The 14,344-nt window shown below is 63.9% G+C and carries 15 protein-coding genes; 4 read left to right on the forward strand and 11 right to left on the reverse strand.

Annotation, left to right across the window (positions count from 1 at the left end):
- From bioD to U4Y90_RS08660, 7 genes are all read right to left on the reverse strand, one after another.
- Nucleotides 1-702 (reverse strand): dethiobiotin synthase, encoded by a 702-nt coding sequence (gene bioD / locus U4Y90_RS08630; RefSeq protein WP_321794157.1) that lies wholly within the window; start codon nucleotides 700-702, stop codon nucleotides 1-3.
- The gene (gene bioF, locus U4Y90_RS08635) at nucleotides 699-1,889 is read right to left on the reverse strand and encodes an 8-amino-7-oxononanoate synthase (RefSeq protein WP_321794158.1); all 1,191 of its coding nucleotides are present in this window, start codon (nucleotides 1,887-1,889) and stop codon (nucleotides 699-701) included. Before bioF ends, bioD begins: the two co-directional genes overlap by 4 nt.
- Nucleotides 1,886-3,202, reverse strand: a complete 1,317-nt coding sequence (locus U4Y90_RS08640) for an adenosylmethionine--8-amino-7-oxononanoate transaminase (protein WP_321794159.1) — start codon at nucleotides 3,200-3,202, stop codon at nucleotides 1,886-1,888. Before U4Y90_RS08640 ends, bioF begins: the two co-directional genes overlap by 4 nt.
- 285 nt (nucleotides 3,203-3,487) lie before the next feature.
- On the reverse strand, nucleotides 3,488-4,744 hold the full coding sequence (locus U4Y90_RS08645; RefSeq protein ID WP_321794160.1) for a dienelactone hydrolase family protein: 1,257 nt from the start codon (nucleotides 4,742-4,744) through the stop codon (nucleotides 3,488-3,490).
- Between the two features lie 331 nt (nucleotides 4,745-5,075).
- Entirely contained in the window at nucleotides 5,076-5,495 is a 420-nt protein-coding gene (locus U4Y90_RS08650; protein WP_321794161.1) for a YchJ family protein, read from the reverse strand.
- On the reverse strand, nucleotides 5,492-6,100 hold the full coding sequence (locus U4Y90_RS08655; RefSeq protein WP_321794162.1) for a glutathione S-transferase family protein: 609 nt from the start codon (nucleotides 6,098-6,100) through the stop codon (nucleotides 5,492-5,494). The genes U4Y90_RS08650 and U4Y90_RS08655 overlap by 4 nt, the downstream gene beginning before the upstream one ends.
- Nucleotides 6,101-6,113: 13 nt before the next feature.
- Nucleotides 6,114-6,791, reverse strand: a complete 678-nt coding sequence (locus U4Y90_RS08660) for an SDR family oxidoreductase (RefSeq protein WP_321794163.1) — start codon at nucleotides 6,789-6,791, stop codon at nucleotides 6,114-6,116.
- Nucleotides 6,792-6,909: 118 nt separating this feature from the next.
- On the opposite strand from U4Y90_RS08660, the gene ubiM reads away from it, so the two are divergent.
- The 3 genes from ubiM to U4Y90_RS08675 all read left to right on the forward strand — a co-directional run bounded on the left by ubiM (nucleotide 6,910) and on the right by U4Y90_RS08675 (nucleotide 8,853).
- Nucleotides 6,910-8,112: a 5-demethoxyubiquinol-8 5-hydroxylase UbiM gene (gene ubiM / locus U4Y90_RS08665; protein WP_321794164.1), complete on the forward strand. Its 1,203-nt coding sequence runs from the start codon at nucleotides 6,910-6,912 to the stop codon at nucleotides 8,110-8,112.
- Between the two features lie 98 nt (nucleotides 8,113-8,210).
- Nucleotides 8,211-8,450, forward strand: coding sequence for a hypothetical protein (locus tag U4Y90_RS08670; protein ID WP_321794165.1), 240 nt, complete (start codon nucleotides 8,211-8,213; stop codon nucleotides 8,448-8,450).
- Nucleotides 8,437-8,853, forward strand: coding sequence for a type II toxin-antitoxin system VapC family toxin (locus U4Y90_RS08675; RefSeq protein WP_321794166.1), 417 nt, complete (start codon nucleotides 8,437-8,439; stop codon nucleotides 8,851-8,853). Before U4Y90_RS08670 ends, U4Y90_RS08675 begins: the two co-directional genes overlap by 14 nt.
- 46 nt (nucleotides 8,854-8,899) lie before the next feature.
- Here U4Y90_RS08675 and U4Y90_RS08680 read toward each other — a convergent pair whose 3' ends face one another.
- From U4Y90_RS08680 to U4Y90_RS08695, 4 genes are read right to left on the reverse strand one after another with little or no spacing between them, the layout of a single operon-like run.
- Nucleotides 8,900-10,093, reverse strand: coding sequence for an acetyl-CoA C-acetyltransferase (locus U4Y90_RS08680; protein ID WP_321794167.1), 1,194 nt, complete (start codon nucleotides 10,091-10,093; stop codon nucleotides 8,900-8,902).
- The gene (can, locus tag U4Y90_RS08685; protein ID WP_321794168.1) at nucleotides 10,086-10,868 is read right to left on the reverse strand and encodes a carbonate dehydratase; all 783 of its coding nucleotides are present in this window, start codon (nucleotides 10,866-10,868) and stop codon (nucleotides 10,086-10,088) included. The genes U4Y90_RS08680 and can overlap by 8 nt, the downstream gene beginning before the upstream one ends.
- Nucleotides 10,869-10,897: 29 nt before the next feature.
- Nucleotides 10,898-12,700 (reverse strand): bifunctional isocitrate dehydrogenase kinase/phosphatase, encoded by a 1,803-nt coding sequence (gene aceK, locus U4Y90_RS08690; RefSeq protein WP_321794169.1) that lies wholly within the window; start codon nucleotides 12,698-12,700, stop codon nucleotides 10,898-10,900.
- A gap of 32 nt (nucleotides 12,701-12,732) precedes the next feature.
- Complete coding sequence (locus U4Y90_RS08695; protein WP_321794170.1) at nucleotides 12,733-13,155, reverse strand: MerR family DNA-binding transcriptional regulator; 423 nt, start codon at nucleotides 13,153-13,155, stop codon at nucleotides 12,733-12,735.
- A 105-nt stretch (nucleotides 13,156-13,260) separates the two neighbouring features.
- On the opposite strand from U4Y90_RS08695, the gene U4Y90_RS08700 reads away from it, so the two are divergent.
- Nucleotides 13,261-14,337: an MBL fold metallo-hydrolase gene (locus tag U4Y90_RS08700; protein WP_321794171.1), complete on the forward strand. Its 1,077-nt coding sequence runs from the start codon at nucleotides 13,261-13,263 to the stop codon at nucleotides 14,335-14,337.
- The last annotated feature ends 7 nt before the right edge of the window (nucleotides 14,338-14,344 follow it).

The raw sequence follows: 14,344 nt of genomic DNA on the forward strand, positions 1-14,344 counted from the left end.
TCAATCCTTTCGATGAAGCTGGTGAGTCAGAGCGCCGATATCGAGCGAATCGGCGGCGCGCTTCGCATCGGGCGGCGCGAGATGCGGAATCACGCCGATGAGCGGCGCGTCGATGCGTTGTTTCAAGGAAGCGATATTTTCGTCGGGATAAAGCATGTTCGGGTCGACGCGATTCGCGACCCAGCCCGCGAGCTTCAATCCGCGCGACGCGATGGCCTCGACGGTCAGAAGCGCATGGCTGATGCAGCCGAGCCGCATGCCGACGACGAGCACGACCGGCAGATTCAGCGCCACGGCGAGATCGGCGGTGTCGTGCGCGTCGTCGAGCGGCACGCGAAAACCGCCGACGCCTTCGACCACGACCATATCCGCTTTGGTCACGGCGACGCGATGCGCCTCCACGATACGCGCGATATCCAGCGCGATGCCCTCGCGCGCCGCCGCGATATGCGGCGCGATCGGCTCGCGCATCATGAAGGGCGTGCGGATCGCGTCGGGCAGCGCGACGTTGGCGGCGGCATCGAGTTGATCGGCGTCTTCGTTGTGCAGTACGCCGTCGCGCTCGAGCGCGCCCGAGGCGATCGGCTTCATCGCGGCGGCGCGCAGGCCCGCGCGCGCGAAGCCGTGCAGCAGCGCGGAAGAGACGAGCGTCTTGCCGATTTCCGTATCGGTTCCGGCGACGAAAAACGATAAAGCGGTCATAGCGTATTCAGAGCGTGATCGAGGCGCGCGAGATCGTCCTCGCTGTGCGCGGCGGAAAGCGAAATGCGCAGGCGCGATGTGCCTGCGGGCACTGTCGGCGGACGGATCGCGGGCACCCAGAGGCCGTGCTCGTCGAGCGCGGCGGCGATGTTCAGTGTCTCGTCGTTGCCGCCGATCACGAGCGGCTGCACGGCGGTATGTGAATCGACGGGCATCCAGCGCGTGCGTTTGAGCATCGCGCGCGTGGTTTCGATGAGCGATGCGAGATGCGCGCGGCGTCGATCGCCTTCATCGCCCCCGATGATTTCGATGCTCTTCGACACCGCATGCGCGACCGCGGGCGCCGACGCCGTCGTGAAGATATACGGACGCGCGCGCTGGATCAGCCATTCGACGACGGTTTCATCCGCCGCGACGAACGCGCCCGATACGCCCGCCGCCTTGCCGAGCGTGCCGACATAGACGAGATGCGGCGAACGCAGCGCGTAATGCGCCAGTGCGCCGCGCCCTTGCGGACCGAGCACGCCGAAGCCGTGCGCATCGTCGACGATGAGCCACGCGCCATATTTCTCCGCGAGTTCGACGAGACGCGCGAGCGGCGCGATATCGCCGTCCATGCTGAACACGGTGTCGGTGACGATGAGTTTCGTCGCGGCGCAGTCGCCGGAGGCGTCGAGCATCGCGTCGAGCGCGTCCATGTCGGCGTGCGGATAGATCTGCGTCTCGGCGCGCGAAAGCCGCACGCCGTCGATCAGCGACGCGTGGTTGAGCGCATCGGAGAACACGAGCGTGCCGCGCCCGGCGAGCGCGGTCACGACCGCGAGGTTCGCCATGTAGCCGGTGCTGAAATAGAGCGCGCGCGGGTTGTCGACGAAGCCGCCCGAGAACGCGGCGAGATCGTCTTCGAGTCGCGCGTGCGCGCGCGAATGGCCGCCGAGCAGATGCGAGCCGCCGCTGCCCGCGCCGTACAGCGATGCGCCTTGCGCGAGCGCCGCGCGGATCGCTTCGTGCGCGGCGAGGCCGAGATAGTCGTTGCTCGCGAAGCCGACGATCGCGCGGCCATCGACGGTCATGTGCGCGGAGCATGCGCCATCGATCGTCTTGCGGCGGCGTCGCAGGCCGCGCGCGTCGATATCGGCGAGGCCTTGTTTCAGCGTGTCGTACAGCGTCTGCGATGTGTTCTTCATGCCGTCTCCGTCTCCGTTTCTGTCAGCGTGGCGTCGAGCGTTTCGCGCGTGCGCTGCGCGAGCAGCAGGAGTTCGTCGTCGGAGAGGATGTACGGCGGCATCATGTAGACCGTCGCGCCGATCGGGCGCATCAGTAGTTCGCGCTTCAATGCGTTGGCGAAGAAGCGGCGCGAGAACGTCTTGTCGCCGGTGGCGACATCGAACGCGAAGATCGTGCCGCGATGGCGCAGGTTGCGCACGCGCGCATGTCCGAGCAGCGGCTGCAAGGCTTCGCGCAGCAGCGCCGATTTGCGCCGGTTTTCAGCCAATGCGTTCGCGCTGTCGAACAGATCGAGCGTTGCCAGCGCGGCGCGGCACGCGAGCGGATTGCCCGTGTACGAATGCGAATGCAGGAAGCCGCGCGCGATGTCGTCGTCGTAAAAGGCGGCGTAGATATCGTCGCGCGTCAGGACGATCGAAAGCGGCAGGTAACCGCCGCTGATGCCTTTCGACAAGCACATGAAATCCGGCCAGATGCCCGCTTGTTCGCACGCGAAAAAAGTACCGGTGCGGCCGCAGCCGACCGCGATTTCATCGGCGATCAGATGGACGCCGAATTCGTCGCACAATGCGCGCAATCGCGTGAGATACGACGCGTCGTACATCGCCATGCCGGCCGCGCATTGCACGAGCGGCTCGACGATCACCGCCGCGAGGCTCGACGCGCGTTGCACGAAGAGCGCGCGCATCGCGGCGATCGCTTCGTCGACGCCGACCGCCGCCGGCGACGCGACCACATGCGCGTGACGAATCAGCGGATCGTAAGCGTCCTTGAAAATGGCGACATCGGTCACGCCGAGCGCGCCGATCGTTTCGCCGTGGTAGCTGTTCGCGAGGCACGCGAACTCACGCTTCTCGCCGTGTCCGCGATTGCGCCAGAAGTGAAAGCTCATCTTCAGCGCGATTTCGACCGCCGACGCGCCATCGGACGCGAAGAACGCATGACCGAGCGTACGCTGCGTGAGCGCGGAAAGACGCTCGGCCAATTCGACGGCGGGCGCGTGCGTGCAGCCCGCGAGCATCGCGTGTTCGAGCGTGTCGAGCTGATCCTTGAGCGCGCGGTTGATGTCGTCGTTCGCGTGGCCGAAGAGATTGACCCACCACGAGCTGATTGCATCGAGATAGCGATTGCCTTCGTGGTCATGGAGCCATGCGCCCTTGCCGCGCGCGATCGGCACGAGCGGCGCGCGCTCGTGATGTTTCATCTGGGTGCACGGATGCCACACGGCTGCAAGCGAGCGGGCGACCCAGTCTTGATTGGCTTCTGTGTTCAAAAACGGCTCCCAGGCCCGCGCGCGCGGCGCGGGCCGGATACTTCGGGCAGGCGCGCAACGCCTGCGTTACGGAAAGACTGCGGGGAAAACTGCGCGAGTCAATTATCCCTAAAAGAAGGCCAACCTTCCGTATTCGGAAGGTTTTTTGGGCATGCGTGCGCGCGCAACGGAAATGCGAAAACGCGCTATCGCGTGCAACTTCGGTCAAATGGATGCGTTATCGTGCGATCGACGTAAAAACGCCGGCGCGAAGGCCGGCGTTCTCGACACGCGGAAAAGGTGTTTTCAGCGCGAGGCGGTTTGCGTCTCGGCTGCCCGATCGTTCCAGACGACGCGATTGTTCACCGCGTAGAGCTTGCACGGATCGGCGCTCTGCTTCTGGCAGCTCGCGATGGCGACGGCCATCGGATCGTCGCCGCCTTCGGCCCACGACCACGCGCCCGAATCGGAGACGGCGAACGCGCGGCTCGAATACTGCGAGAGGAAGTTGCGATAGCCGGCGCGACCGTTGTCATCGACGAACGGGACGGCCTGCACCGAATCGAGGTCAGCGAAGTCGGTCGCCTTCGGCATGTTCGGCTCCGAAACCTGATACTGCACCGCGGTCGGCATGCCGATCTGCGCGAGGAACGTTTTCACGCGCGGCCACCAGATCTGCACGCCGTCGCGATCGCCGACCAGGCGGTGCGCGTCGTTCTTGTAGGTGCCGAAGTCGACCATGTTCGCGCGCGCGCCGTGCGCGGTGAACGCGGTGTACATCTGCAAGGACAGGTCGCCTTGCCAGACTGAATCGTTGTCGCCGTAGAGCCACAGCGACGGCAGGCGCACGTTCTGGCCGTAGTCGCCGAACGCGCTGACGAGATTCTTCTGCCAGCCCGCGCATTCGTCCTGACGCAGTCCGCCCGAGAAGTTGATGAGGCCGCGCACGCCCGGCGCCGCGACCGCATCGCGCGCGCCGTAGGCGATGGTCGTCAGGCCGCCATGCGACGTGCCTGCCACGACGATATGCGTCTTGTCCACATACGGCTGGCCGCTCATATAGGCGACGGTCGCGGCGACGTCCTGTGCCTGCGCGAAGCCGTTCGCCTCGACATTGCAGCCATGGCCGGCGTAATCGCCGCCCGAGCCCGCGAAGCCGCGGCGATTCGGCACGACGACGATATATCCATGACGCACGAATTCACGCGCGAGCGCGACGGGACGATTGCGCGGTTGCGCGTGCGAATCGCCGGGGAGCTTGCCGTGATTGAAGACGATCATCGGGAACGGACCGGCGCCGTCCGGCTTGAACACCGTGGTTTCGAGCGAGATGTCGGCTTCGGGAATCTGGATGACGGTTTCGTTCAGACCATTGGCGACGACGGGCAGGCCGGCGTCGAGGGGATCGGGAATGCGCGAGAGCGTCTGGCCGAACGCGGCCGCCTGGAGACCTTCGGACTGACGCACGCCGCCGATCGGTTCGGCGCGCACGGCGGACGTGACGAGCGACGTCGCGAGCGCGCACACCATGCTGCATCCGACCAACCAGGTTCTGATCGCCATCCGTGAACTCCGACTGCGCTTCCAATAAGGCGTTGAAACGGCGTGGCCCCAAACGTCAATTTTGAAGTCACAAACCTATCGCGCTGCTCGTCAAGAGCAGTATCGGCTGCGGGTTCCGGGAGTCATGCCCCGAAAAGGCATGACAATTGGCTTCAAAACGGGGCTTCGCTGCGAGTGTCCGGGCACGGGAATGACTGCGCCCTGACGTGAACACAGATTAACTGTTCAAAATTGCACTGCACAATAAGTGCTACCCCGTAACTGTTTAATCTGAAAGGAGATTCTTAGGAAATTAATACCGTTGGCCATCGCATATTTCTTAAAGAAACATTTACTTTTCTTTTATCTGACCATCGACGTAAATCCATTTCCCGGCGCTGTTTCGCGTGAAGCGGCTGGCTTCGTGCAGCCGATGTGCGCGCCCGCCGACCTTGTAGCGCGCGACGAACTCGACCTCTTCGTGGTCCGCATCGATCGGTGTATGGCGCTTGATCTGCAAGCCGAGCCAGCGCGTGCCGGTATCGGACGCGTCGAGATCGGGCGGACAGGTCGATTCGGCCCAGGTCGCGCGCAGATAGGCGGTGTCGCCGAGCACGTACGCGGTGTAGCGCGAGCGCATCAGTTCCATCGCGTTCGCGGGCTTTTCCTCGCCTTCGATGAAGCGCCCGCAGCACGCTTCGTAACGCGGCGCGCGCGCGTTCGGACGCGAGTCGGGCGTGGCGCCGCCGCACGGACAATCCACCGGCTTCATTGATCGACGCCCGGCATGTCGACGTAACGCGGCTGGCTGCGCACGCGTTCGAGCCATGCGCGGATCGCGGGATAGCGCGACAGATCAACGTTCGCTTCATCCGCGACATGCGTGTATGCGTACAACGCGATATCGGCGACGGTGTAGCGCTCGCCGACGAAAAACGTGCGCGTTTCGAGATGCCGCTCCATCACGTCGAGCGCGCGATAGGAACCCGCGATCCTGTCCGGCAGACGGGCATCGCCGGGATTCTTCTGGAATTGCAGGATGAAGCGCGCCACCGCGACATACGGCTCGTGACTGTACTGCTCGAAAAACATCCATTGCAACACGTGCGCGCGTTCGAGCCGGTCATCGGGCATGAGCGGCGTGCCGTCGGCGAGATAGCAGAGGATCGCGTCGGATTCCGAGAGCGTCGTGTTCTCGTCGATGACGAGCACCGGCACCTTGCCGTTCGGATTCAGCTTTTTGAATTCGTCGGTGCGGGTCGCGCCGTTCATCATGTCGACTTCGTGCCACACGTAAGGCTGGCCGAGCTGTTCGAGGACGAGGCGAACCTTGTGACAGTTGCCCGATGCCGAAACGCCATGTACTTGATAAGTCACGATCACTCCTGGTTCACCATTCGAGCTTCGTGCCGTCGTACTGCACGAAGGTCCCGTTGAATTCCTCGCGCATCGCGCCCGCTTCGGCGATCACCGCGCGCATGCCCGAGACGCTGTGCGCGGCATCGATCGCCGCCGACGGCCCGCCCATCTCCGTGCGCACCCAGCCCGGATGCAACGCGATGCACGCCGAATGCCGCGATTCCAGCGACGCCACCTTCAGCGCCGAATTGAGCGCCGCCTTGCTCGCGCGATACAGCCAGCCGGTCGTGCCGCTCGTCTCGCCGATGCTGCCCATCTTGCTCGACACCACCGCGAGCACGCCGTTCGCGGCATCCGTGAGCGGCAGCAGCACGGGAATCAGTTGCATCGGGCCGCGCACGTTGGTGTGCATCACCTGATCGAAGTCTTCGGCGCCGATCGTTTCGACGCCTTCGGAACGCGGCCCGTACACGCCCGACACGACGATCGCCACGTCGAGCTTCTCCTCGTCCAGTTGCCACGCGAGCGCGGCGATCTGCTCGGGCTGCGTGACGTCGAGCGGGAAGGTTTGCGCGCCCATCGCGTCAAGCGCGGAGAGCGAGGTTTTGTCGCGGGCCGTGGCGAGCACGCGCCAGCCGTCGCGACAATATTCGCGCGCGAATTCGTGGCCGAGGCCGCGTGACGCGCCGACGATCAATACCGTTTTCATGAGCGATGTCTTCCTTGGGATGGGGACCTTGCGACTATAGCGCGCGACCCGCTGTCGCGGATCGCCGGCCGGTCTTTCGGATATCGTTGTGCGCTTTCGAACCAGCAAGACCGGGAAGATGATGCATACCGATGTCGTGATCGTCGGCGCGGGGCCGGCGGGCTTGTGTCTGGCGAATGCGTTGAGCGGCGCGGGCTTGTCGATCGTGCTCGTCGAGCAGCAGAGCCACGATGCGCTGCGTGAGCCCGCGTTCGACGGACGCGAGATCGCGCTGACGCAAAAGTCCGTCGCGTATCTGAAGACGCTCGGCGTGTGGGCGCGCATCGGCGCGCACGCCAAATCGCAGCTCGCCGATGCGCGCGTGTTAAATGGCTCGTCGACGTTCGCGCTGAAGATCGGTCATGCGCTGTCGGGCCACGACGAGCTCGGCTGGCTCGTGTCGAATCATCTGATCCGGCGGGCGGCGTTCGACGCGCTCGAGCATCTTCGCGAGTCGGGCGCGGCCATTCGCATGATGGCGTCGGAACGCGTGATCGATGTCGATACCGATGCCTGCGGCGCGCGCGTGCGGCTCGAAAGCGGCGCGACGATCGCGGCGCAACTGGTCGTCGCCGCGGACAGCCGTTTCTCCGCGACGCGCCGCATGATGGGCATCGCCGCCGACATGCACGATTTCGGCAAGTCGATGCTGGTCTGCTGCATGACGCACGACATGCCGCACGATCACGCGGCCTGGGAATGGTTCGGTCATCGTCAGACGCTCGCGCTGTTGCCGATGAATCCGGATCCGGAGAGCGGCGCACATCGGTCGTCGGTCGTGGTGACGCTGCACGCGCGCGACATCGAGCGATTGAGCCAGCTCGATGCCGATGCATTCGATCGCGAGATCGAGCGACGCTTCGAGCGAAGGCTGGGGGCGATGTCGCTGCGCACGACGCGGCATGTGTATCCGCTGGTGTCGGTTTATCCGAAGCGATTCGTGGCGAAACGTTTCGCGACGGCAGGAGACGCGGCGGTCGGCATGCATCCGGTCACGGCGCATGGGTTCAATTTCGGGCTGGCCGGCATCGAGATCCTGTCCCGCGCGATCCGCGATGCCCGTGCGGCAGGGCTCGACATCGCCGGCGATGCGCTGCTCGCGCGATACGAGCAGAGGCATCGGCAGGAAACCCGGCCGCTTTATCTGATCACGCGGTTCATCACCGAGGTCTACACGCGCGACTCGCTGCCGGCGCGAATCGCGCGCGATGCGCTGTTGCGTATCGGAGAGAAGGTGACGCCGTTCAAGCGGGCTGTGGCGATGTCGTTGGCGGGGCGGTGATTCGTTTGTCCGATTTGTCGGACTATGCCGTCTGGAAAGGTAGTTAGGGTTGCTGAATCATGTAAAGTCAAGCCACTCGCAGTGATGAAGGAGTGAGCATGTTTAAGACTATCCGATCCCCGCTACCACCAGACATCGATCCAGAATGGATCAGGCAATTGCAGGAGCAGGTCGCTCGCCGGCGCAAGATCGAGGCAGAGATTCGAAGGCAGATGGGCAAGCCGGAAGTCGATTCCAGAAAGTTTATCCAGCATCTGATGAATTTTCCGGACATCGGCATGAGCCTGGAAGACCTGCTTCGAGAGGCTGACGAGGGAGGCAAAGATGTTTCTCGCTGATACCAACGTGATCAGCGAGACTTTCAGACGTGGTCGAGAGAACCAGGGCGTCCGCAAGTTCTTCCGTCGCGCGGAAGACGACCAGAACGCCGTTCACCTCTCCGTCGTCACAGTGGGAGAGCTTCGCCGCGGCGTCGAGAACCTTCGCCGAAAAGGTGACGCGCCGCAGTCAGCGAGGCTTCGAATCTGGCTGGACGACATCCTGAAAGAGTACGAGGAGAGAATCCTGCCTGTAGACAAAGAGATTGGTGAATTGTGGGGGCGGCTCCGCGCGCCGCATCCCGAGCCGGCGCTGGACAAGCTTATCGCCGCAACGGCGCTCGTCTATGGTCTCACCGTCGTCACGCGCAATGTCAAGGACTTTAGAGGCTCAGGCGTCAACATGCTGAATCCTTTCGAATAGCCGCCCAACCGGCCCGGCGCGCAACGCCCGGACCGGCCCGAAGCAATCAAACCAGCTCGATCCCCATCGCCGTCGCCTCGCCGCCGCCGATACACAGGCTCGCGACGCCACGCTTCAATCCACGCGCCTTCAGCGCGCCGAGCAATGTCACCAGAATTCGCGCGCCCGAAGCGCCGATCGGGTGCCCGAGCGCGCACGCGCCGCCATTCACGTTGACCTTGTCGTGCGGCAGATCGTGCTCGCGCATGGCGGCCATCGTCACGACGGCGAATGCTTCGTTGATTTCGTAAAGATCGACATCGCCCGCGCGCCAGCCGTTCTTCTCGAAGAGCGCGCTGATCGCACCGACGGGCGCCGTCGTGAACAGCGACGGCTGCTGCGCGAACGTGCTGTGCCCGACGACACGCGCGATCGGCGCCACGCCGAGCCGCGCCGCCGTCGATGCGCGCATCATCACGAGCGCCGCCGCGCCGTCCGAAATGGATGACGAATTCGCCGCCGTCACCGTGCCGTCCTTCGCGAACGCGGGCTTGAGCGACGGAATCTTTTCGATGTTGGCCTTGAACGGCTGCTCGTCGCGCCCGACGACCGTATCGCCTTTCTTGCCCTGCACCGTGACCGGCGCGATCTCCCACTTGAACGATCCGTCGTCGTTCGCCCGCTGCGCGCGCCGCAGCGATTCGACCGCGAACGCATCCTGCGACTCGCGCGAGAACGCATACGAGGACGCGCATTGCTCCGCGAACGTGCCCATCAGGCGGCCTTTCTCGTAGGCGTCTTCGAGGCCGTCGAGGAACATGTGATCGAGCACCTGTCCGTGGCCCATGCGCATGCCGCCGCGCGCTTTCGGCAAGAGATACGGCGCGTTCGTCATGCTTTCCATGCCGCCCGCGACGATCACATCGACCGATCCGGCGAGCAGCATGTCATGCGCGAACATCGCCGCGCGCATGCCGGAGCCGCACATCTTGTTGATCGTCGTGCAGCCGGTCGACAGCGGCAACCCCGCGCCGAGCGCCGCCTGACGCGCGGGCGCCTGGCCCTGTCCCGCGGGCAGCACGCATCCCATGATCGCTTCGTCGATCTGCTCGGGTTTCACGCCCGCGCGTTCCACCGCCGCCCTGATCGCCGCCGCGCCGAGCTGTGCCGCGGTCAGCGAAGCGAAATCGCCCTGAAACGCGGCCATCGGCGTGCGCGCCGCCGACACGATGACGATGGAATCCTGTTGTGTCTCACTCATGTTTCAGCTCCTTGATGACGCCTTGAATGACGGCGGGAACGTCGCCCAGACGCGCCGCATCGGACGCGAGGACATCGTTCTCCGCGGAATGCGCGCCGCTGCGAGTCATCGCGGCAATGCACGACTGATATACCGGATCGATCCGGTCCGCCGCGCCGATCATCATGCCCATGTTGCGCAAGCGGCCGTCGTGCACGCCGTAGGTCCAGCCGTGCACGGTGAGTTCCTGTCCGCGCGCCCATGCGTCGTTGACGATGGTCGTGCGGCAAACGTTGATGGTCTGCTCGATCGTGTTCAGTTCCACGAGACGGCGATGGCGCGCGTCGCCGATCGGCCATTCGTCGAGCAGCGCGGCGTGCTTCTCGCGCACGTCCTCGACATGGCGCAGCCAGTTGTCGGCCAGGCCGACGCGCTGCCCGACGAGTGCCGCGCCCACGCCCGAGCAGCCGTAATGGCCGACGACCATGATGTGTTTCACCTTCAGCAGATCGACGGCGAACTGGATCACCGACAGACAGTTGAGGTCCGAGTGCACGACCACGTTCGCGATGTTTCTGTGCACGAACACCTCGCCCGGCGGCAGGCCGATGATCTCGTTGGCGGGCACGCGCGAGTCCGCGCAACCGATCCAAAGATATTCGGGCGTCTGCTGATGCGCGAGACGCTGGAAGAACTCGGCGTCCTCGGCGAGCTTGCGCTGGACCCATTCCTGATTGTTCGCGAACAGATGGGCAAGCGGAATCGAAGTTTCGTTGTTGTCGGAAGTAGGGTTCATGTTGGCAAGTCAGAGCAGGACGGCGCGCGTCAGGCGGCACGCGCGTCCGGTCGACCGGGCTCGTCGAAACGTTCCGGATAGCGGATGCAGAATCGGACGTCCCGGTCATAGGGAAAGAAATCGGCGAGTTCCCCGCGCAGCAACTGTTCCTTGTGATGCTGCCAGAGCGCGGGATCGAAGAAATCCGCGTGATGGCGCATGAACGCCTCGCGCACGCGCGGATCGCCGAGCAAAAATGTGCCGTACGTTTCGGGAAAAATATCGTGCGGCCCGACGGTATACCACGGTTCGCCGGACAACTCGTCTTCTTCGTTGCGCGGCGGCGGCACGCGGCGCACGTTGCAATCGGTCAGATACTCGATTTCGTCGTAGTCGTAGAACACCACGCGACCGTGCCGCGTCACGCCGAAGTTCTTGTACAGCATGTCGCCGGGAAAGATGTTGGCCTGGATCAATTGCTTGATCGCGTCGCCATATTCCTTGATCCCGTGATCGATCTCGTCCGCGCTGCCGTGCTGCAAAAAGAGATTGAGCGGCACCATGCGGCGCTCGATATACACATGCCGGATGACGAGATTGTCGCCCTCGTATTCGATCATCGAAGGCGCGTCTTTTTCCAGCTCGCGGACGAGCGCGTCGTCGAGGCGCGAGACGGGCAGCGCGACGCTCGAATACTCCAGCGTATCGGCCATGCGGCCGAGGCGGTCGTGGCGCTTCACCAACTGATACTTGTCCTGGATCTTCTGGCGCGTCGTTTCCTTCGGCGGCGGAAACGCGTCCTTGATGAGCTTGAACACGTAAGGAAACGACGGCAGCGTGAACACGATCATCACGAGCCCCTTGATGCCGGGCGCGACGATGAACTTGTCGCTCGAATGCGAAAGATGGTGCAGCAGGTCGCGATAGAAATCGTTCTTGCCCTGCTTCTGCAGCCCGACCGACGTATAGATTTCCGCTTTCGGCTTGCGCGGCATGATCGTGCTCAGGAACTGCACGAACGCCGACGGCACTTCCATGTCGACGAGAAAATAAGAATGCGAGAAGCTGAAGATGATGAGCACCTGCTCGCGCGAAAGCAGCACCGTATCGAGCGCGAGCAGCCCCGGCTTCGTGTGCCGGATCGCGATGGCGAAGGGCAGCAGCGCATCGCCGTTGATGATGCGCCCGACGATATACGCCGCCTTGTTGCGAAAGAACAGCGACGAAAGCACGTGAATCTGGAAGTTCGGCGCGGGCCTGAGATCGCCGAATGCGTCGCGGGTCGCCTCCATCACGCATTGCACGTCGCGCTGCAAGTCCTCGAACGGCGGCTCGAGCTGGAAGTTCGTGACGATGCGTTCGAGCGTCGCGGCGAGGCCGTCCTTCTCCGGGTAATACGCGCGATACGTGGGCTTCGCGGCGGGCTCGTCGTTCTCGATGTACTCGGTCGAAATGGCCGGCCGCACGAAGATGAAATCGTTGTTGAAGTACGATCGATGCAGGATCTTGCAGCACACGGAATTGAAGAACGTCTCGGCGCATTCCGGCTGACGGTGCGTCGTCAGCAAGCCGATGTAATGCAGCTTGATCTGCTGCCACACGTCGTCATCGATGTTCTCGGCGTCGTATTCGTCTTCGAGCGAGGCCACGCATTCCGCGACGCGATCGTCATACGACGCGATGCGCTCTCGCGCCAGTCGCTGCAGCGCGAGCCATTCTCCGCGCTCGAACAGCCCCTTCGCCTTGACCGCGGCTTCGCGGAACACACGGTAATGATGCTCGAAGCCTTCGAGTATCGTCTTGGCGACATCGAAGCCGATTTGCGACGAGAGCAGCTTGGGGAAATGATTCATGTCGGCCCTGCGCTTCATGTGTGAAGGTCACGTCATGCGGCTTTGGGTTTGCGCGCGCGCTTGTCCGTTCCCGCTGCGAGCAGCGCACGGCCCTGCTCCTCATAGGCGGAGAGTTCGGCGAGGGTCGTGTTCAGATCTTCGAGCTGACGCTGGAGCACTTCGCGATGCGCCGCGATCGTGTCGACGAAAGCCTGCAGTTGCGTGGCGGTGCCGGTGGGCGAATCGTACAGATCGAGCAGCGTGCCGATTTCCGACAGCGTGAAGCCGAGCCGCTTGCCGCGCAGCGTGAGCTTCAGGCGCGTGCGATCGCGCGCCGAATACACGCGCCGCAGGCCGTTCGCGCCTTCGCGCTTCGGCGCGAGCAGGCCCTGATCTTCGTAGAAGCGAATGGCGCGCGGCGTGATGTCGAACTCGCGCGCCAGTTCGGTGATCGTGTAGTGCGTCGGTTGAGTCATTGCCGGCCCGCAGCGCAAATGCGCGCGCAACGTTAGAATGGACGTTTACGTTATCGTCAACTTGGCCAAATTGCAACGCGGCGCAAACCCGGAGGCAGGAACCGAATGAACGCACTCGAACACCAGCTCGACTATGTTTTCGCCGATGCACTGCCCGAATCGGGCGGCGTCAAGGAAGTGGCGCCGGGCGTGTTCTGGCTGCGCATGCCGCTGCCGTTCGCGCTCGATCACATCAACCTCTGGCTGCTCGCCGACGAAATCGATGGCGTGAAGGGCTGGACCGTCGTCGATTGCGGCATTTCGAGCGACACGATCCGCGCGAACTGGGAACGCGTGTTCGACGCCGAACTCGGCGGCCTGCCCGTGCTGCGCGTGATCGTCACGCACTGTCATCCGGATCATCTGGGCCTCGCCGACTGGATCTGCAAGGGCGGCGACAAGCACCGCTGGAACGTGCGCCTGTGGATTTCGCTCGGCGAATACGCAATGGGCCGCGTGATGGCCGCCGGCGACGGCTCCAACGCGGGCGGCGAGCGCGCGGCGGCGCATTTCGCGGCGCACGGCATGACCGACGACGCTTCGCTCGATGCGCTGCGCAAGCGCGACAGCTATTACCCGACGCTCGTGCCGTCGATTCCGGCGGAATATCGACGCATCCGCAACGGCGATGTCATCCGGATCGGCGGGCGGAATTGGGAAGTCGTGTCGGGCTACGGACACTCGCCCGAGCACAGCGCGCTCTTCTGCGCCGCCGACAAGCTGCTCGTTTCCGGCGACATGGTGTTGCCGCGCATCTCGACGAACGTATCGGTGTTCGCGGTCGAGCCGGAGGGCAATCCGCTCGCGTTGTATCTTGAATCGCTCGGCCGCTACGAAACGATGCCCGCCGATACGCTCGCGTTGCCCTCGCACGGCAAGCCGTTTCGCGGCGTGGCGACGCGCATCGGGCAACTGCGCGAACATCATCGCGCGCGGCTGGCGGAAGTGCGGGAGGCGTGCGCTCAAAGCCCATGCAGCGCCGCCGATATCGTGCCGATCATGTTCAAGCGCAAGCTCGACATTCATCAGATGACATTCGCGCTCGGCGAAGCGCTCGCGCATCTGAACCTGCTCTGGCTCGACGGAACCTTGAAACGCGAAACCGGCGATGACGGCGTGATCCGTTTCTCGCCGGTTCGATAACGCGGCG

It is taken from the genome of Caballeronia sp. J97 (assembly GCF_905220305.1).
Classification (GTDB): Bacteria; Pseudomonadota; Gammaproteobacteria; order Burkholderiales; family Burkholderiaceae; genus Caballeronia.